Consider the following 19,611-nt stretch of genomic DNA (forward strand, 5'->3'; position numbering starts at 1 on the left):
ATGGAGAAGGGCTGAAAAAATAGTTAATAGTGAAATATTTTTTAAGGCAAGGAGATTTATACCTTTTTTTTAAAACGATTTCGAACATAAATGAGAGATATACAGGACAAGAAGACAACTCCACTTCCGATTATCAAGAAAGAAGAAAGATGTACACTTGGCAACACTGTCATAAGGCCTTTTGCAATTGGCATAAAGAGAATAGCTAAAGTAAAAATAGTACTCAATACTCTGCCCAAATATTCACTTTCAACCTTAGTTTGAACCTGAGTAAAAAATGAATATTAAACATTGTCATAAATAGTTCACAAACTAAATTTCCAGAAAAGGAAAGAAAAGTTGGCAGTGGTAACCCCATCATAAAAACTCCAGTACCAGTCAAAGCTAGTAAAATCAAAAGGCTATGAACACTTGCTTTTATCTTACTAGCAAGAAGAGCTCCGATAATCGAACCAATAGCGCCCATAGTCAAAATAGTTGCATAAGCTCCTTCAACCCCGTATAGTCGATTTGAAAAAGGGAGGAGAAATTCAAAGGCTGCAAAAAAGAAATTAACACTGGAAGCTACTACCAAAAGGAAAAAAATCTCTTTCTGGCGCCAAATATAGCGAATCCCTTCCTTCATATCAGCAAAAATATTTTTCCAGCTGAAAGTCTTTTTCTCTTGTAACTGAGTCTCTTTTTTAGGAAGGAAAGCTACTAAGGTAAATGCGATGAAAAAACTAATGGCATCTAAAACAAGCGTCATATGGAGACTGGCAAATTGTAGAACGAGGAAAGAAAGTACAGGGGAGCTAACACCTACAACCTGCAAAACGAGCTCTAAGCGAGCATTATAGGTCACAATCTCGTCTTTCTCTACAACCTCAGTTATAATGGCTTTATTGGCTGTACGAGAAAATGCAAAGGCAACCGCCTGAACAATATTGGCAAAAATCAAGGCAGCAATCATCAAGCTATCATTTCTGATGAAAGAAATAGCTAAACAGAGAATACCACAAACCAAGTCTGTCGTCATCAAAATTTTGCGACGCGAAAAGCGATCTGAAATCACTCCGCCAAAGGGATTGACCAGAATCGATGTGACGAGTTCAGAAATCTGATAAATCCCAAGAACAGTCTGTCCTATCGTCCCCATTGATGCCAACCAAACACTGTTTCCATAATCATAGAGCATATTTCCTATCTTATTAATAGCACCACGACTAATCAACTGGATTGCATGTCGATTCATATAAAAAGCTCCTCTCAAATTTTGAAACTATTGTATCAAAACTGAAAGGAGTCTCTTTATTTTTCCCTTATTTGGGAAATTTAAGCATTTACAAATTTTTCATAATGTTCCTGATAGTAAGCCACTTGCTCTGGAAGTCCAAGCACAGCAAAAATATGCATGGCTTCCTGCATCTGACTACAACCTTCTGCTTTCAAGTCTCTCTGGTAGAGGGCGAAACCCTTGAGATAATGGAAGATATTGCGCTCATAAAGCTTGATACCATTTCCAATCAACTTCTCCACATAGCCCTCAAAATAGTCCGCATCCGTAAAGGAACGGTTTTCCAAACAATGCTGGTAACAGTTAAGAGCTAAAATCAAAACAAGTTTTCGATGGCGACCAATTTCTTTATAGTATTCTTCTCGCTCCATGACTTCTCTGCCAATCCGAGCCACATAGTCCACATTGTAGAAAGTATAGAGATTCCCGAAAAGAATCAACTCATACATGGTCCATTCTTCTGTTTGGAAAAGATAATCCGCCACCTTATCCAGATCACTCTGTTCCATACTGTAACTAGTATCTCTTTGACAAATCAGGCCTTGTAGCAGAATCCAATTCAGCTCAAAATAGAGGGGATTGGTCGAACTCTTTGCTTTCTCAAGCTGTTCCTTTTGAAGCTTTTGAAAACCTGCAATATCATTTGAGTAGTAAAGCGGAATAATCTGTGCCATCAAGGCAACATGTTCATGATTTTGAAAATCCCTAGCCTTGTCCATGAAATTTTCAATGGTCACATGAATATTATCCAAAATCTCAAAGAAACGGGAAACTGCTAGATCAGACTCCCCAAGCTCGAAGCGAGATAACTGAGAGGTTGAACATGATTCACCTGCCGCCTCTTTTAAGGAGTACTTCCCACTTGTTCGAAATTCACGAAATACCTTTCCAAGATGTTCCATTTCTTACACCTGCTCCGATAATTCTTCCCACTCAAGCATAGCCTCTTCTTGACGATGGCTCATTTTGTCCAGTTCAGCCTGCAATTCCATGAGCTTTTCAGCATCGTTGGTTTTTAGCATTTGTTCAGAAATGGCTTGGCTTTGAGTTTCTAGCTCTTCAATTTCAGCCTCTAAACTCTCTATTTGGCGCATGAGCTTACGGGCTTCTTTCTGACTTTCTTTCTGGGCCTGATAATCATTAACTGGACTTTCTTCTTTTTCTTGATTACTAGTTGAAGCTTCTTCTGTCTGAATCGCTTCTACTTCTGCTTTCTTATCAACATAGTAGTCGTAATCTCCAAGGTAGAGGGTTGAGCCATTCCCAGACAATTCCAAAACATGAGTTGCCACACGATTGATAAAGTAACGGTCGTGGCTGACAAAGAGCAAAGTCCCATCAAAATCAATCAAGGCATTTTCCAAGACTTCCTTACTATCAATATCCAAGTGGTTAGTCGGCTCATCCAAAATCAAGAAATTGTTGTTTTCCATTGAAAGTTTGGCAAGCAGTAAACGAGCTTTCTCGCCACCTGACAGCATGCCAACTGATTTCTTAACATCATCTCCTGAGAAAAGGAAGGCTCCAAGTCGATTACGGATTTCAACCTCTGGTGTTAGTTTAAAATCATTCCAAAGTTCATCTAGGACACTATTGCTTGGTGTTAGCTTGCTTTGAGTCTGGTCATAGTAACCAACCTCAACATTGGCACCAAAACGCTTCTCTCCCTTGATAAAAGGGATCTGGTCCACAATAGACTTGATAAAGGTTGATTTCCCGATGCCGTTTGGTCCGACAATCGCAACAGCATTCATCTTACGAAGGTCTAGGTTGATAGGCTCTGAAAATATTTCCCCATCATAGCCAATAGCCGCATTTTCAACGGTTAAAACGACATTTCCAGACGTTTTTTCCGACTGGAAGGTCATGTTGGCTGATTTCTTGCCAGCTTCAGGCTTGTCCAAACGCTCCATTTTTTCTAGTTGTTTACGGCGAGATTGGGCACGTTTGGTCGTTGAAGCTCGGACTAGATTGCGATTGACAAAGTCTTCTAGAGCCGCGATTTCCTTCTGTTGCTTTTCATAGTTTTTTGCCTCAGTAGCTAGCTTTTGCTCCTTTAACTCAACAAAGCGAGAGTAATTACCTACATAACGATCTAAGGAATGCTTAGTCAAATCGAGTGTAACCGTCGCAACCTTGTCCAAAAAGTAACGGTCGTGACTGACAATAATGAGGGCACTGCTATAGTTCACCAAGTAATTCTCTAGCCAGGCAATGGTTTCAATATCCAAGTGGTTGGTTGGCTCGTCCAAGACCAAGAGATTGGGCTTTTCAAGGAGCATTTTAGCCAGTGCAAGACGAGTATTTTGACCACCTGAAAGCTCAGCAATTTTCATCTGCCACATAGACTCGTCAAACTTGAAACCATTCAAGATAGCGCGGATATCAGCTTCGTAGGTAAAGCCACCAGCCTGGCGGAAATTCTCTGATAAACGATCATAATCCGCCATCAGTTTATCTAAATCTTCACCAGACTTTTCACCCATCTCCAACTCCATCTGACGCAGTTGTGTCTCTGTCCGACGCAAGTCATCAAAGACGTAAAGCATTTCATCGTAGATGGTATTGTCAGACTCAAAACGGCTATCTTGGGCTAGGTAAGACAGAGAGATATCTTTTTTCTTATAAATTTCTCCACTAGTTGGCTCCTCTTCTCCAACCAAAATCTTTAAAAGAGTAGACTTACCTGCACCATTTTTCCCAACAAGAGCAATTCGGTCTCGTTCATCTACCTGCAGATTAATATTATCAAAAAGAACCTCACCAGCAAAAGATCGTTCAATTTTATTAGCTTGTAAAATAATCATATCTCTATTTTACTATCTTTTTCTCTTTTGCACAATTGCAACGAAAAAAGTTCGAGTCATAAACTCGAACCTTTCATCTTAGTATCCAATGCCTCCACGGAATGTGCGAGCCATATCTTTCAATTCATAGTTTTTAGAAGAGGTATCGATGGTCCATTTTCCATCTTTCTTAGTCATTTTAATTTCATAACCCTCTTTCTTCATGTTATCACTAGTGTCTAGAGGAGTTGAATCAAATTGACTTGGTGCATTTTCTAAAATGTATTTTTCACCAGCTTTCATAGCTTCAGAGTAGTTGCTATATTTACCTTTGTTTTCTTCGTAGAATTTACGGCTCAATTCATAAACATTCAAGTTATCCAAGTCGATTGTTTCTGGTCTAACATAAACAACAGCATAGTCTGGCAAGTATGTCTTCACCTTGTAATCAACTTTTGCTCTCTTAGCATTTGCTTTGATGTAAGCATCTGCGAATGTTCTAAGTTCTGAATCAGACGGTTTGTAGTTATAGAAGCCTTTTCCGAACGATTCTGTAAATTTCTTGATAAACTCTTCTTTATCAGCTTTCGCATCGTTTGTGAATTCAGCACTATTATCAGAAGATTTTTTATCATCAGCAAGCGCAACAACTTGAGACTTATTATCAGTAGCACTTAGGTTCGTTCCACCACCAGAACTTTCCCCATTAAGGTAAACAGCATCGACATATTTTTTCATTACATCTTTCGCTTCATCAATATGATCTTCGTACTGACTTGGATCCACCTTGATTGCTACATCGTTATTCTTTTTAGAATTCTCTTTGATGTCATCGTAAAAGCTAGGCGCGAAGTGGAGTTCATACTTAGCATTCTTGTCGACTTCATACACTACATAACCAGCAACACTCTTTCCTTTAGAAAGACTGTCACCATATGACATAAATTTCGTTTTACTGTCGCTTTCGTAGATTTGAATTGGTTGTAATTTTTCATCTTTTTCATTATAAAGCGTAATATCTTGACTAGTAAAACTAAACTGTTTATCACGATTGTTCTTGATTTCGACTTGAAGTGCAAGGTAGCTTGAAGATGAATCTTCGTCTTTAGGCAATACAAACATACCGTCTTTTACAGAAACTTCAAAGTTTGAGTTCGATGCAGTACCATTGTCGCTTGCTTTTTTTTGAGCTCCACAGGCAACCAGTGCTAAAGCTGATAAAAGCAAAGCAGAATGCTTAAGAATTTTTTTCATAATGGATTCTCCTTTAATGATTTACTATATTTTACCATACGCACTATAAAATTCAAAACAGAAATCAGAATTTTTCAAAATATCTTAAATTTATAGAGTTTTAACTTAAATTTTTCTATCTGTTCATTTGATACATTAAAGGATTCTTTATAAAAAGAATAGAATATAACAATATTGACGATTTATTTTTTTTTAAATCCCACAAAAATACTATAACTTTTAATATTTTAAAAAATAGGATAATTGGTTTTCATCCCTAACTTAGTATAAGTAAGCATGGTAACCACCATTTTCCCGCTAAAGTGCATAAGTAAATTTCCTACATTTTAAGTTATGCTAACGTTTTACTAAAATGTCAAATCGTGATATAATGAAAGCGATTAAAGCAAATAAACAAAGGAGACACTCTATGACTTACCAAGAAAATTATCAAAAATGGCTCGATTTTGCTGACCTTCCAGACTACCTTCGTCAAGATTTGGAAAATATGGACGAAAAAACTAAGGAAGATGCCTTTTATACCAATCTTGAATTTGGTACTGCTGGTATGCGTGGTTTGATCGGTGCTGGTACAAACCGCATCAACATCTACGTTGTTCGTCAAGCTACCGAAGGTTTGGCTCGTTTGATTGAATCAAAAGGTGGAAATGAAAAAGAACGTGGTGTGGCAATTGCCTACGATAGCCGTCACTTCTCACCTGAGTTTGCCTTTGAATCTGCTGCAGTTCTTGCTAAACACGGTATCAAATCTTACGTATTTGAAAGCCTTCGTCCAACTCCAGAACTGTCATTTGCAGTTCGTCACCTCAACTGTTTCGCAGGTATCATGATTACTGCCAGTCACAACCCTGCTCCATTTAACGGTTACAAGGTTTATGGAGAAGACGGTGGACAAATGCCTCCACACGATGCGGACGCTTTAACTACTTATATTCGTGCAATCGAAAATCCATTCGCTGTGGAAGTTGCTGATGTGGAAGCTGAAAAAGCTTCTGGTTTGATTGAAGTCATTGGCGAAGCTGTTGATGCAGAATACCTTAAAGAAGTTAAAGACGTAAACATCAATCCAACCTTGATTGAAGAATTCGGTAAAGACATGAAGATTGTCTACACACCACTTCATGGTACGGGTGAAATGTTGGCTCGTCGTGCTCTTGCTCAAGCAGGATTTGACTCTGTTCAAGTTGTTGAAGCACAAGCAACTGCTGATCCTGACTTCTCAACTGTAAAATCTCCAAACCCAGAAAGCCAAGCAGCCTTCGCACTTGCTGAAGAACTTGGTCGTCAAGTTGGTGCAGATGTGCTTGTTGCAACTGACCCTGACGCTGACCGTGTTGGTGTTGAAGTTCTTCAAAAAGATGGAAGCTACCTCAACCTTTCAGGTAACCAAATCGGCGCTATCATGGCTAAATACATCTTGGAAGCCCACAAAAATGCTGGAACTCTTCCTGAAAATGCAGCCCTATGTAAATCTATCGTATCAACTGACTTGGTAACGAAGATTGCTGAAAGCTACGGCGCAACTATGTTCAACGTTTTGACAGGTTTCAAATTTATCGCTGAAAAAATCCAAGAATTCGAAGAAAAACACAATCACACTTACATGATGGGATTTGAAGAAAGCTTCGGTTACTTGATCAAACCATTCGTACGTGATAAAGACGCCATCCAAGCCGTTCTTGTCGTTGCTGAGCTTGCTGCCTACTACCGTTCACGTGGTTTGACACTTGCTGACGGTATCGAAGAAATCTACAAAGAATACGGCTACTACGCTGAAAAGACCATCTCTGTTACCCTTTCTGGTGTTGATGGTGCTGAACAAATCAAATCGATTATGGCTAAGTTCCGTAACAATGCTCCAAAAGAATGGAACGCAACAGCTATCACTGTCGTAGAAGACTTCAAGGCTCAAACTGCTACTGCTGCTGACGGTACTGTTACAAACTTGACAACTCCTCCAAGTGATGTTTTGAAATACACTCTTGCGGATGGTTCTTGGATTGCAGTTCGCCCTTCAGGTACAGAACCAAAAATCAAGTTCTACATTGCCGTTGTGGGTGAAAGCAACGAAGATTCACAAGCTAAGATTGCCAACATCGAAGCAGAAATCAATGCGTTTGTTAAATAAGAAATTATAAAAGATGAGACCAACCAATCTCATCTTTTTTTCGTATCAAATCTAAGCATTTTTAGAAACTTTATGGCATACTAGACTTATCAATGAAAGCGAGGTAATCTCATGGAACAATTTTTAGAAAACATTAAAGACCTTGAAGTCACTACAGTTGCGCGTGCACAAGAAGCACTCGATAATAAAGAAACAGCAACCTTCTTTATTGGCCGTAAAACTTGCCCTTACTGCCGTAAATTTGCTGGCACATTGGCAGGTGTCGTAGCTGAAACTAAAGCCCACATCTACTTCATCAACAGTGAAGAACCAAGCCAACTCAATGAATTGCAAGAATTCCGCTCACGTTATGGAATTCCAACCGTACCAGGATTTGTTCACATTGCAGATGGCCAAATCAATGTCCGTTGCGACTCTTCCATGTCAGCACAAGAAATCAAGGACTTTGCTGGATTGTAAAAAAACCACTCATCGAGTGGTTTTTGTATTGTCTAAATTACTTTTTTTCAAGCAAGACTTGCATCATTCTATGTAGTTCTTCTATCTTCTCAGATTGTTTCTCTAGTAATAATCTTTGAGTTATTAATTCGTCTTGTAGTTTATCAAGCTTTATCTGATCATCTGGATTATCCTTTACAAAAAAGTTTGTCAAGGCACTCGTTAACATCCCTATTGTGCCAATACCAACAAGCATTAGTAAAACAGCTAACCACTTCCCAAAAATCGACGCAGGAACAATATCTCCATAACCAACAGTTGTTACAGTTACAAGCGCCCACCAAAGACTATCTGAGAATGATTTTTCTTCAACAACAGATAAAATTGAACTACCTAACAGTACAATAAAGGAATTGAGATAGAAAATATAAAGTAAGCCATTTGTTCGTAAGAGTTTTCCAACCTTCTTTTCTAACTTGCCAGTCAATCCAACGACTCTTAAAAGACGAGTTAGTTTCAGTAATTTTGTCAGCCTTGCTAAGCGGAAGATACGCCCTAAGCGAAATACTGTAAAAATAGCATTCAAAGGAAGGATAGCTAGCAAGTCGAAGATATTTTCAAGTATAAATCTCCATTTTTCTTTACTTGAAAAGAAGCGCCAACCATAATCCACCACAAAGATAAACCAAAGTAGCAAGTCAATAATACTGTAGGGTGGACTATCCAAATCAATCATCTCAGCAAATCCAAGCAAAACAAGGACAACGGATATCAATGCAAGTATGATAATCGTTGTGTCATAGTAATCCTTTAATAACCATTTTCTCTTCAAACTGCTACTCCTTTAATTTTTTAATCATTATACCACACTAAATCCCTGATAAAGTACAAAACAAAAGAAGGCACTCGCCTTCTTTTTATATATCTGTCAATGGTGTTGCGGTATCTGGAGAGGTGTCATAAACTTTAAAGTCTACTCCGACTCCCAAATCCGCTTGGGCTAGCTGGTTGACCATGGTCATGTGAGCCAGCTCCTTGATATTGTTCTCTTTGGACAAGTGACCAAGATAAATTTTCTTGGTTCGATTTCCCATTGCACGAATCATGGCTTCAGCACCGTCTTCGTTAGAGAGGTGACCGAGATCCGACAGGATTCGCTGTTTGAGACGCCAAGCGTAAGATCCAGCTCGTAAGATTTCCACATCGTGGTTGGACTCGATGAGGTAGCCGTCCGCATTCTCGACAATTCCTGCCATACGGTCACTTACATAACCTGTATCGGTCAGCATGACGAAGCTCTTGTCGTCTTTCATAAATCGGTAAAACTGTGGTGCTGCCGCATCATGGCTAACACCAAAACTCTCAATATCGATATCACCAAAGGTTTTGGTTTTGCCCATTTCAAAGATATGCTTTTGCGAAGAATCAACCTTGCCAAGATACTTACTATTTTCCATAGCCTGCCAAGTCTTTTCATTGGCGTAAAGATCCATGCCATATTTACGAGCCAAGACACCGACTCCATGGATATGGTCTGAGTGCTCATGCGTAATCAAAATCGCATCCAGATCTTCTGGTTTGCGATTGATTTCAGCTAGCAGACTTGTAATTTTCTTACCAGACAGGCCTGCATCTACTAGGATTTTCTTTTTTGGGGTTTCCAGATAAAAGGAATTTCCACTGGAACCTGATGCTAAAATACTGTATTTAAAGCCTTTTTCACTCATTCTAGTCTTCTATTTCGTCCTCCCATATTTCTTCTTTTACGGCATCCTTATCATAAGGGAGCACGATGGTAAAGGTTGATCCCTTACCGTATTCACTTTTGGCCCAAATAAAGCCGTTGTGTTGTTTGATGATTTCTTTTGCGATGGCTAGACCTAGACCAGTTCCACCTTGGGCACGACTTCTTGCACGATCCACACGATAAAAACGGTCGAAAATCTTCGGTAAATCTTGTTTTGGAATACCTAGACCTTGGTCTTTGATGGATAAAATCATCTGGTCATCAGTAGTTTTCATGCTGACAGTGATTTTCCCACCATCTGGTGAGTACTTAATGGCATTGTTAAGAATATTATCAATCACCTGAGTCATCTTATCGGTATCAATCTCGATCCAAACTGAATTAATAGGGTAATCTCTGACAAGCTCATATTTTTTCTCGTCATCCTGGCTTCTCATCTTATCAAAGCGGTTGAGAATAAAGGTGATGAATGCTGTAAAATTAATCAATTCTACATCCAACTGAGTAGTCGCATTATCAATACGAGAGAGATGCAAGAGATCTGTCACCATCCGCATCATACGGTTAGTTTCATCAAGCGAAACCTTGATAAAATCAGGGGCTACAGGATCATACAAGGCTCCCTCGTCCAAGGCTTCAAGATAAGATTTAACACTGGTCAAAGGAGTTCTCAGCTCATGACTCACGTTTGAAACGAAGAGTCTCCGCTCGCGTTCTTCCTTCTCCTGCTCGGTCGTATCATGTAAAACAGCAACCAAACCAGAGATGAATCCAGACTCACGGCGAACCAGAGCGAAACGTACACGAAGACTCAGGTATTCACCATTCACATCTTGGGAATCAATCATCAACTCAGGAATCTGTGTAATCAGGTCACGCAGTTCATACTCATCCTCTATCTTAAGCAATTCTAAAATGCTTTTGTTAAGGACATCCTCTTTCTGCACACCTAATTGTTTCTTAGCCATGTCGTTAATCATGGTAATCTGACCACGGCGATTGGTCGCAAGCACTCCATCTGTCATGTAAGAAAGAATACTATGCAGTCTTTTACTCTCTTGTTCCAGATTTTCTTGGGTCAAACGAATAACTTCTGACAAATCATTGAGGTTATTGCTAATATTGGTGATTTCTGTACTGCCCTGTAAGTCCAAAACTTGAGAATAATCACCCGCAATCAAGTCCTTAACCTTTTGATTTATCTCTTTGAGACGAATATTATCTCGACGGTTTTCCAGTAAGAGCAAGGTTACCACCAAGATAAAGCCAAGTAAAATCAGGATAAAGATAAAATCGCTGGTCAGAATAGTTTGTCTAATATCTTCAATCATTATTTCTCATATAGTATCCAACACCACGACGTGTGAGAATGTACTCTGGACGACTTGGAGTATCTTCTATTTTCTCACGCAAGCGTCTAATGGTCACGTCCACAGTACGAACATCACCAAAATAGTCATAACCCCATACAGTCTCAAGCAAGTGTTCACGCGTAATCACTTGACCAATATGAGATGCCAAGTGATACAAGAGTTCAAACTCACGGTGGGTCAAATCTAATTCCTCACCATATTTCTTAGCAACGTAAGCATCTGGAACGATTTCCAAATCACCAATTTGTAAAGGTTGCGTCTTCTTCTCATCAGACTCTTGGCTATCCACAGAAACTAGGTCTGTACGACGAAGTAGGGCCTTGACACGTGCTTGCAACTCACGGTTTGAGAAAGGTTTTGTAACATAATCATCTGCACCTAACTCTAAACCAATAACCTTGTCAAACTCGCTATCCTTAGCTGATAGCATGATAATCGGCACGCTACTAGTCTTACGAATAGCTTTAGCAACTTCTAAACCATCTATTTCAGGTAGCATCAAGTCGAGGATAATAATATCCGGTTGCTCAGCTTCAAATAGCTCGATTGCCTCACGACCATTGAAGGCTGTAACGACTTCATAACCTTCCTTGGCCATATTAAACTTAATAATATCTGAGATTGGTTTCTCATCATCTACAATTAATATTTTTTTCATTTTATCACCTTTTCTCTATCTATTATAACAAAAAAATGCAAAGAAGGCACAAATGGCTACTGTAGGCCTTTATCTTCAAAAGTTGTTTTATAAGCCTGCCAAATTTTTTGCTGAGGTTTCGCAAGTGGATAGTCAGAAAACTCCTGAGGAGAAACCCAACGAATTTCTCTGTCCGAAAACTGTTTTGTTTCTGTCACCTGACCAGCTAGGATTTTAATGTGCCATTTCCGATGGCTAAATACATGCTTGACCTGATCAAATACTTGATGGGACCAATTCACTTCTAAATCATAATCCTGCTCAAAGTTTTCTTGAGGGCTTGGTCCAAATGCTCTGCTTTCCTCTTTGACTTGAGAAAAGAGATCTAACTGATCGTCAAAGATTGAGAAATCATCAACTTCGATCAAGGGGAAATGCCAAAAACCGGCTAACAGTTTCTCGCTTTCATTTTTTTCAAGTAGATATTGACCACGGTCATTACGTACAACTAAAGCCTTAAGATAAATTGGGAGAGGTTTTTTCTTGGGTTCTTTAATCGGATATACATCCATAGTTCCGTTCTGATAGGCTGCGCTAAAGTCCTTAACAGGGCTTTCTTCTGGTCGAGGGTTAACCGGAGCCTCTATGTCAGAACCTAAATCCATCAGAGCTTGGTTAAAGTCACCCGGTCGTTTTGGGTCAATCAAGATTTCCATTATAGCTTGGAAAATCTTTCGATTGCTGGGAACTCCGATATCATGATTAACCTCAAACAAGCGTGCCAAAACCCGCATGACATTGCCATCGACCGCTGGCTCAGGCAAATTAAAAGCGATACTGGAAATAGCTCCCGCAGTATAAGGGCCAATCCCTTTCAGGCGAGATATTCCTTCATAGGTGTTTGGAAATTGACCACCAAAGTCAGCCATAATCTGCTGGGCTGCAGTCTGCATATTGCGTACGCGGGAATAATAGCCCAAACCCTCCCAAGCCTTCAGCAGACGCTCTTCAGGGGCATTCGCCAGACTTTCAATAGTTGGAAACCAGTCCAAGAATCGTTCGTAGTAGGGAATAACTGTATCCACTCTGGTCTGCTGGAGCATGATTTCAGATACCCAGATGTGATAAGGATTTTTACTTCTCCGCCAAGGTAGATCTCGCTTGTTTTCATCATACCAGTTGAGGAGTTTCTCTCGAAATGAAATGATCTTCTCCTCTGGCCACATGACGATACCGTATTCTTTCAAATCTAACATATATCTAGTATAACATAGAAGCTTCTAACTGTCTTTTTCTCAGTACTAAAAAGCCTCTTCCCATGGGAAAGAGGACTAAATCTTATTGATGAACTGCTTGGGCTGCTGTGATAAGGGTCAACTTGTAAACATCATCTGCATTACATCCACGAGAAAGGTCGTTAACAGGTTTGTTCAAGCCTTGCAAAACAGGTCCTACAGCCGCAAAACCACCGAGACGTTCTGCCATCTTGTAACCGATATTTCCTGCTTCGATACCTGGGAAGACAAAGACATTTGCTTGACCAGCTACATTACTTCCTGGAGCTTTAAGAGCTGCAGTTTCAGGAACAAAGGCAGCGTCAAATTGCAACTCACCATCAATCTCAAGGTCGGGACGCAAGTCGTGAGCAATTTTAGTAGCTTCCACTACCTTATCAACACTTTCACCAAATCCTGAACCTTTAGTAGAATAGCTTAGCATAGCAATTTTAGGTTCAATACCAAACATCTTAGCTGTGATTGCTGAGTTGATAGCAATTTCAGCCAAGGCTTCTGCATCTGGATTGATGTTAATGGCACAGTCTCCAAATAGGTAACGTTCCGTACCACGTACCATAAGGAAGGCACCTGACGTACGAGTTACATTTGGACGAGTTTTGATGATTTGTAGGGCTGGGCGAACTGTTGAGGCAGTCGAGTGAATCGCACCAGATACCATACCGTCAACCAAGCCCAAGTAGACTAGCATCACACCAAAGTAGTTGACGTCTTCAACCAAAACTTTGCGCGCTTCTTCTTCAGTCATTTTACCCTTACGACGCTCTACTAAAGCAGCAACCATTTCTTCGAATTGAGGATAGTGTTGGGGATCAATTACTTCATAACCATCCATGATCCCTTCGATTTCGAGATAAATTTTAATTTTTTCAGGGTTTCCGAGCAAAACAGGAATTACTTCTGTTTCTTTTACCAAGCGTTTTGTTGCTTGAAGAATACGTGGCTCTTCTCCTTCAGGGAGAACGATACGAGCATTTTTGCCAACCAGGTTGGCTTTGAGACTTTCAAAAACTTCCATGAGTTTTCTCCTTTAAGAAAATAAATTATACTCCAAATAGTTTTTAAAGAGTATTAGTTGATAACTGAGTAATAAGATTGCTGAAATCATCCGGTAAGGGGCTTTCTAGCTGCAAATCTTGCTCTAGAAAGGGATGATAAAAAGATAAATAATGGCAATGCAAGGCCTGACGCTGAATGCCGTCGTCTAAACTTCCTCCATAGAGATCGTCTCCTAAAAGAGGAAAACCGATGTGAGAAAAATGCACTCGGATCTGATGAGTTCGTCCAGTATGCAGTTGAATATCGACCAAGTGAATATTTCCGTAAGAAGCTACAACTTTGTATGACGTATGAGCGTATTTCCCACCTTTGGCAACCCGTCTTGTGATAATAGAATCTTCATCACGCGCAATCGGCGCAATAATCTCCCCTTCAGGCTCCAAGACACCAGCTCCTTTAACCAAAGCAAAGTAGCGTTTCTCGATAGACTTTCGTTGCAACTGCTTGTCTAAACGTGCATGAGCGTAGCCGTGCTTGGCAAAAAGCATCAAACCAGAAGTATCTCTATCAAGCCTAGTCACGATGTGAACTTGCTGGTTTTCATAGTTTTGCTTTACATAATAGCCCTTGATAAAATTAGCAATGGTATTGGAATGATTGACACTGGGGATGGAAGCTACTCCATAAGGCTTATTCAAAACCAGAAAATGGTCATCCTCATACAAGATATCGAGTGGTCGATCAATAGCTTCAAGGCTCTCAAACCCTTCCTCTGCAGGGATATCAATAGTTACCCTATCTCCAATATCTAAGAGATAAGTCGCATTTTGTGGTTGGCCATTGACCAGTATAGCCCCGCCTCGAAACTTAATCTTAGCCAAAAGCCCCTTAGAAACCTCATGTTTCTTGAGGAAAGTTTTGACTTTGACGTGCTCATCTGCGATAAATTCGAACCTCATTCATCCACCTCGCCGATGAAGGCATCTTTGACACGATTCCAGAAACTAGTGTGACTTGGAGTCGCTACGAAGTGAATCTTGTGATGGTCGATTTGATACTCAATCCGTTCGATATTACGGAAGGAATAGACGCTGTTATCGACTGATATCGTGTGATAATCATTGCGTGTCGGCAAAAGTTCAATCTTATCTTTTTTGGGAATAATGATCGATGACCCCAAAGTGCGATAGACTCGGTTGTTAAGACTTGCTATTTCCGTCAACTGCAAGGCTTCAATGGTAGGATGCAAGACAGCTCCACCCAAGGACTTGTTGTAGGCGGTACTTCCCGTCGGCGTTGAAACAGTCACTCCATCTCCACGAAATCTCTCAAATGGAACGTGGTTAATGATGATATCCGCAACCATGGTCCGATCTGATCGACGGATACTGGCTTCATTTAAAGCACGGAAGATTTTCACTTCTCCATTTTCAAGCGTTACCTTGACATTCAAGACTGGATAGGAAACTTTGGCACCAGTATCTAGTAAAAGATTGGTCACCAACTGATCCAGCTCAAAATCACGATAATCTGTGTAAAATCCCAAATGCCCTGTATGAACACCTACAAATCGAACCTTGTCTAACTGATTCTCATACTTGTGAAAGGCAGATAAAAGCATCCCATCGCCACCAATCGAAATGACGATGTCGGGATTGGTATCGTTCAGTATAAAATGTTGTTTCTTTAGTTTTTCCCTCAGTTCATGCAAAACCTTCTGACTTTGTGGCTTTCTATTTGCTATGAGGTCAACTCGTTTACCTGTATTCTTCATCTGTATCGTCACTATTTCCTACACCATCGTTTAGTTTTCTGCTCAATGGATCAAAGAGAGCCTGCGCTTCCTGGATATCATCACGAATCTTACCCATTTCTTCATCCAGTTGATAGGCTATTTTCGCTGTGATTTCCAGCCTTTTCCTGATTTCTTCTGGAAAATCGCCCTGATATTTATAATTGAGCGAGTGTTCAATCGTAGCCCAGAAATTCATGGCTAAAGTCCGTATTTGAATTTCCGCCAAAATCGTCTTAGCCCCGTTGATCGTATCAACCGTGTACTCGACAACCACGTGATAAGAACGATAACCTGAAGCCTTACGATGAGTAATATAATCTCGTTCCTGAACGACCCTCATATCTTGGCGTTTACGTAAAATTGCAACAACTTCTTCCACGTCATCTACAAACTGAACCATGACACGTAAACCCGCAATGTCTTGCAAGTCATTTTCTAAAGTTGCATAGGTAATTCCTCGACGAGCCATCTTTTCTTTGATACTTTCAATCGGCTTGACACGACCCGTTACAAACTCAATCGGAGAATGCTTGTTTTGCTTACGATACTGTTTGCGAATCCCCCGAAGTTTAATCTTCAATTCACCAACAGCCTGAATGTAAGGATCTAAAAATTCTTCCCATTCTATGGTCATACTTTCTCCCTTGTAATGTTTGATTGCTCTGTCGAAAATCTTTGATTTTTTCAGTACATTCGTATACAATAAATACATTGTCCATTATACCATAAATCGCTTTCAAAGATATAGAAAAGGTTGAAAAAATGAAACATTTAGAAATAGAATTGAAAACACTTCTGAAAAAAGAAGAATATGATCATCTAAAAAAACAGTTTCCCCATATCCAACCCGTCCTTCAGAAGAACTACTACATTGACACGCCAGATTTCCAATTGCGTGAAAAGAAGGTTGCCATGCGCATTCGCACCTTTTCAGATTGGGCGGAATTGACCTTGAAAGTACCTCAAACTGTAGGAAATATGGAATACAACCAGAAACTAACTCTTCCAGAAGCTGAATCATACCTAGAAAAACAAAAACTACCTCAGGGTCTCGTTCTAGAGAAACTCGCTAAGATTGGCATCGAAAGCCATGACTGGCTTGTTCTAGGCTGCCTTTCCACCCTTCGTTATGAAATGAAAACTGAGATTGGCTTAATGGCCTTAGATGAAAGTCACTACTTTGATCAGACGGACTATGAACTTGAACTAGAAGTTGATGATCCTGAACAAGGAAAACGTGATTTTCAACAGTTCTTAGAGAAAAATAAGATTAGCTTCAAAAAAGCACCTCCAAAATTACTTAGATTCATTAAAAACATGAAAAAAAGCTGAAATAATCTCCTTTTTTTGGTAAAATAGAAAAGATAAAAATAATAGAATCTTCAATAGGAAAAAGAGCCTTTTCCAAAGAAGATTCACAAAGTTTACAGAGGACGGTCTATAATGTCAGATAGAAACAACATGAAACTTTTCACCCTAAACTCTAACCCAGAAATCGCTCAAAAGATTGCTGATACTGTTGGTGTCCCTCTTGGAAAATTATCTTCACGTCAATTTTCTGATGGTGAAATCCAAGTCAATATCGAAGAGAGTGTTCGTGGTTATGACGTCTATATCATCCAATCAACAAGCTACCCTGTTAGCAATCACTTGATGGAACTCTTGATTATGGTTGATGCCTGTGTTCGCGCCAGTGCTCATAGTATCAACGTCGTACTTCCTTACTTTGGCTATGCGCGTCAGGATCGCATCGCTTCTTCCCGTGAACCACTGACAGCTAAATTGGTTTCAAATATGTTAGTAAAAGCTGGGGTTGATCGTGTTCTAACTCTCGATCTCCATGCTGTACAGGTACAAGGTTTCTTCGACATTCCAGTGGACAATCTTTATACAATTCCTCTATTTGCTAAACATTACTGTGACAAAGGTCTTCTTGGTTCTGATGTCGTTGTTGTTAGTCCAAAGAACTCTGGTGTTAAACGTGCTCGTAGCTTAGCTGAATACTTGGATGCTCCAATCGCTATCATTGACTATGCTCAAGATGACTCAGAACGTAGTCAAGGCTATATCATCGGGGATGTTGAAGGCAAGAAGGCTATCTTGATTGACGATATCCTAAATACTGGTCGTACTTTCTCTGAAGCAGCCAAAATCGTTGAACGTGAAGGTGCAACTGAGATTTATGCAGTTTCTAGTCACGGTTTATTTGTTGAAGGTGCAGCAGACCTTCTTGACGCTACAAACATCAAAGAAATCCTTGTGACAGACTCAGTAGCAACCAAAGAAAGAACTCCAGAAAATGTATGCTACATTACTGCTAGCGAATTAATTGGTGATGCTATCGTCCGCATCCATGAAAGAAAACCAGTCAGCCCACTCTTTGCTTACAACAAAAAGAAATAAGGTGATTCTTTGATTTATTTGGACAATGCTGCTACGACTCCTATGTCAGCAGTAGCTATTTCTGAAATGACCAAGGTCATGCAAGAAACTCATGGTAATCCTTCTAGTATTCATAGTCATGGTCGGCAGGCTGGCAAACTCTTGCGAGAGGCTCGTCAGGACTTAGCCCACTTGCTAGGAACCAAACCTCAACATATCTTTTTCACGTCTGGCGGTACAGAAAGTAACAATACAGCCATTATCGGCTATTGTCTCCGTCATCAAAATCGTGGAAGACATATCATCACGACAGCTATTGAACACCATTCTGTACTTGAAACTATCGATTATCTGGTGCAACATTTTGGTTTTGAAGCAACTATCATCCAACCAGTAAATCAAGAGATAACTGCCCAGCAAATTCAAAAAGCCTTACGTGACGATACCATTCTCGTTTCCACCATGTATGCTAATAATGAAACAGGAAGTCTCTTACCTATCGCTGAGATTGGACGTATTTTAAAAGATCATCCTGCTGCATATCATGTAGATGCTGTTCAAGCTATTGGGAAAATTCCTATCCATCCAGAGGAGTTAGGAATTGATTTCCTCAGCGCTTCTGCCCACAAATTCCATGGACCAAAAGGAGTCGGATTTCTTTATGCTTCTTCCGCGGACTTTGATTCCTACCTTCACGGTGGAGACCAAGAACAAAAGAAACGGGCTGGAACAGAAAACCTCGCTGCCATTGTAGGTATGGTCTCTGCTCTCAAAGAGGATTTGAATGACCAAGTTGAGCATTACCAAAAACTAAGCGCACTTAAATCTATTTTTCTAAAAGAGATTTCCGATTTAGACTACTATCTCAATGAAAGTCAAGACCAACTGCCTTATGTTTTTAATATCGGTTTTCCTGGTCAGAAAAATGATTTACTTTTACTTCGGTTAGATCTTGAAGGAATTTCAATTTCTACCGGTTCGGCTTGTACTGCTGGTATTGTGCAAACCAGTCATGTACTTGAAGCATTTTATGGACCAGATTCACATCGATTGAAAGAATCTGTCCGTATCAGTCTCTCTCCTCTTAACACCGAGGATGAACTGATACAACTCGCACAAACCTTAAAAAATATTATTGGAGATTAATCTAATGGCATTCGAAAAAACCATTAAACTACAAAACTGCCGCTACGACTACACACTTAGCCCAACTGTCAAAAAGTTCACACTGAAAGATAATACTTTCTTTGAAACAAAAGTTGGAAACTTCGAACTGACTCGTTTGCTTGAGAAAGTACCCAACAGCGGTGAAGGTTTCAAGCTAAAAATCATCATCAACAAAGACCTTACAGGTGCTAAACTCAACATCACTGACAAGTCAGGCCTTCGTTTGGTTAATATCTTTAAATCAGAAGACCACCACATTCATCAGGAAAAATTCTACTTCCTCATGGACAGTTTAGTAGAACGCGGTATCTTCACTAAAGAAGAAAGATAATTG

Annotated in this window: 18 protein-coding genes and 1 pseudogene; 6 read left to right on the forward strand and 13 right to left on the reverse strand. The window is 39.9% G+C overall.

What is annotated here, in order from left to right; all coding sequences use genetic code 11:
* Nucleotides 1-56: 56 nt before the first annotated feature.
* The 4 genes and pseudogenes from B7720_RS08325 to B7720_RS08340 form a co-directional block, all read right to left on the reverse strand.
* Nucleotides 57-1,234, reverse strand: a pseudogene (locus tag B7720_RS08325) (MFS transporter).
* 80 nt (nt 1,235-1,314) lie between these two features.
* Nucleotides 1,315-2,178, reverse strand: a complete 864-nt coding sequence (locus B7720_RS08330) for an Rgg family transcriptional regulator (protein ID WP_084857487.1) — start codon at nt 2,176-2,178, stop codon at nt 1,315-1,317.
* 3 nt (nt 2,179-2,181) lie between these two features.
* Complete coding sequence (locus B7720_RS08335) at nt 2,182-4,083, reverse strand: ABC transporter ATP-binding protein (RefSeq protein WP_084857489.1); 1,902 nt, start codon at nt 4,081-4,083, stop codon at nt 2,182-2,184.
* A 78-nt stretch (nt 4,084-4,161) separates the two neighbouring features.
* Nucleotides 4,162-5,316: a DUF5105 domain-containing protein gene (locus B7720_RS08340; protein WP_084857492.1), complete on the reverse strand. Its 1,155-nt coding sequence runs from the start codon at nt 5,314-5,316 to the stop codon at nt 4,162-4,164.
* Between the two features lie 409 nt (nt 5,317-5,725).
* Between B7720_RS08340 and B7720_RS08345 the strand changes: the two genes are divergently transcribed.
* Together B7720_RS08345 and B7720_RS08350 are read left to right on the forward strand one after the other, a co-directional pair.
* Complete coding sequence (locus B7720_RS08345; protein ID WP_084857494.1) at nt 5,726-7,444, forward strand: phospho-sugar mutase; 1,719 nt, start codon at nt 5,726-5,728, stop codon at nt 7,442-7,444.
* A 111-nt stretch (nt 7,445-7,555) separates the two neighbouring features.
* Nucleotides 7,556-7,903 carry a thioredoxin gene (locus B7720_RS08350; RefSeq protein ID WP_000434660.1) on the forward strand — a complete coding sequence of 116 codons (348 nt, stop codon included), beginning with the start codon at nt 7,556-7,558 and terminating at the stop codon, nt 7,901-7,903.
* Between the two features lie 37 nt (nt 7,904-7,940).
* Here B7720_RS08350 and B7720_RS08355 read toward each other — a convergent pair whose 3' ends face one another.
* The 9 genes from B7720_RS08355 to yjbM all read right to left on the reverse strand — a co-directional run bounded on the left by B7720_RS08355 (nt 7,941) and on the right by yjbM (nt 16,362).
* The gene (locus B7720_RS08355) at nt 7,941-8,714 is read right to left on the reverse strand and encodes a potassium channel family protein (protein WP_049490628.1); all 774 of its coding nucleotides are present in this window, start codon (nt 8,712-8,714) and stop codon (nt 7,941-7,943) included.
* 85 nt (nt 8,715-8,799) lie between these two features.
* Nucleotides 8,800-9,609 (reverse strand): MBL fold metallo-hydrolase, encoded by an 810-nt coding sequence (locus tag B7720_RS08360; protein WP_001290607.1) that lies wholly within the window; start codon nt 9,607-9,609, stop codon nt 8,800-8,802.
* A gap of 1 nt (nt 9,610) precedes the next feature.
* Nucleotides 9,611-10,960 carry a cell wall metabolism sensor histidine kinase VicK gene (gene vicK / locus B7720_RS08365; protein WP_084857496.1) on the reverse strand — a complete coding sequence of 450 codons (1,350 nt, stop codon included), beginning with the start codon at nt 10,958-10,960 and terminating at the stop codon, nt 9,611-9,613.
* Complete coding sequence (gene yycF, locus B7720_RS08370; RefSeq protein ID WP_000722058.1) at nt 10,953-11,660, reverse strand: response regulator YycF; 708 nt, start codon at nt 11,658-11,660, stop codon at nt 10,953-10,955. The genes vicK and yycF overlap by 8 nt, the downstream gene beginning before the upstream one ends.
* Before the next feature lie 56 nt (nt 11,661-11,716).
* Nucleotides 11,717-12,895: an A/G-specific adenine glycosylase gene (mutY, locus tag B7720_RS08375; RefSeq protein ID WP_084857498.1), complete on the reverse strand. Its 1,179-nt coding sequence runs from the start codon at nt 12,893-12,895 to the stop codon at nt 11,717-11,719.
* A gap of 82 nt (nt 12,896-12,977) precedes the next feature.
* Nucleotides 12,978-13,952, reverse strand: a complete 975-nt coding sequence (pta, locus tag B7720_RS08380; RefSeq protein WP_049518760.1) for a phosphate acetyltransferase — start codon at nt 13,950-13,952, stop codon at nt 12,978-12,980.
* A gap of 43 nt (nt 13,953-13,995) precedes the next feature.
* Complete coding sequence (locus B7720_RS08385) at nt 13,996-14,892, reverse strand: RluA family pseudouridine synthase (protein ID WP_049518761.1); 897 nt, start codon at nt 14,890-14,892, stop codon at nt 13,996-13,998.
* Nucleotides 14,889-15,707: an NAD kinase gene (locus B7720_RS08390; protein WP_000799063.1), complete on the reverse strand. Its 819-nt coding sequence runs from the start codon at nt 15,705-15,707 to the stop codon at nt 14,889-14,891. The genes B7720_RS08385 and B7720_RS08390 overlap by 4 nt, the downstream gene beginning before the upstream one ends.
* A complete protein-coding gene (gene yjbM, locus B7720_RS08395; protein WP_049518762.1) occupies nt 15,691-16,362 on the reverse strand; it encodes a GTP diphosphokinase in 672 nt (223 codons plus the stop codon). The genes B7720_RS08390 and yjbM overlap by 17 nt, the downstream gene beginning before the upstream one ends.
* Before the next feature lie 128 nt (nt 16,363-16,490).
* Between yjbM and B7720_RS08400 the strand changes: the two genes are divergently transcribed.
* The 4 genes from B7720_RS08400 to B7720_RS08415 all read left to right on the forward strand — a co-directional run bounded on the left by B7720_RS08400 (nt 16,491) and on the right by B7720_RS08415 (nt 19,608).
* Nucleotides 16,491-17,060, forward strand: a complete 570-nt coding sequence (locus B7720_RS08400; protein ID WP_084857501.1) for a CYTH domain-containing protein — start codon at nt 16,491-16,493, stop codon at nt 17,058-17,060.
* 111 nt (nt 17,061-17,171) lie between these two features.
* Nucleotides 17,172-18,131, forward strand: a complete 960-nt coding sequence (locus B7720_RS08405; RefSeq protein ID WP_084857503.1) for a ribose-phosphate diphosphokinase — start codon at nt 17,172-17,174, stop codon at nt 18,129-18,131.
* A 9-nt stretch (nt 18,132-18,140) separates the two neighbouring features.
* Nucleotides 18,141-19,256: a cysteine desulfurase family protein gene (locus B7720_RS08410; RefSeq protein ID WP_084857504.1), complete on the forward strand. Its 1,116-nt coding sequence runs from the start codon at nt 18,141-18,143 to the stop codon at nt 19,254-19,256.
* A gap of 4 nt (nt 19,257-19,260) precedes the next feature.
* Nucleotides 19,261-19,608 (forward strand): DUF1831 domain-containing protein, encoded by a 348-nt coding sequence (locus B7720_RS08415; protein WP_000863522.1) that lies wholly within the window; start codon nt 19,261-19,263, stop codon nt 19,606-19,608.
* The last annotated feature ends 3 nt before the right edge of the window (nt 19,609-19,611 follow it).

The organism is Streptococcus oralis subsp. oralis, assembly GCF_002096455.1.
GTDB classification, from domain to species: Bacteria; Bacillota; Bacilli; order Lactobacillales; family Streptococcaceae; genus Streptococcus; species Streptococcus oralis_CY.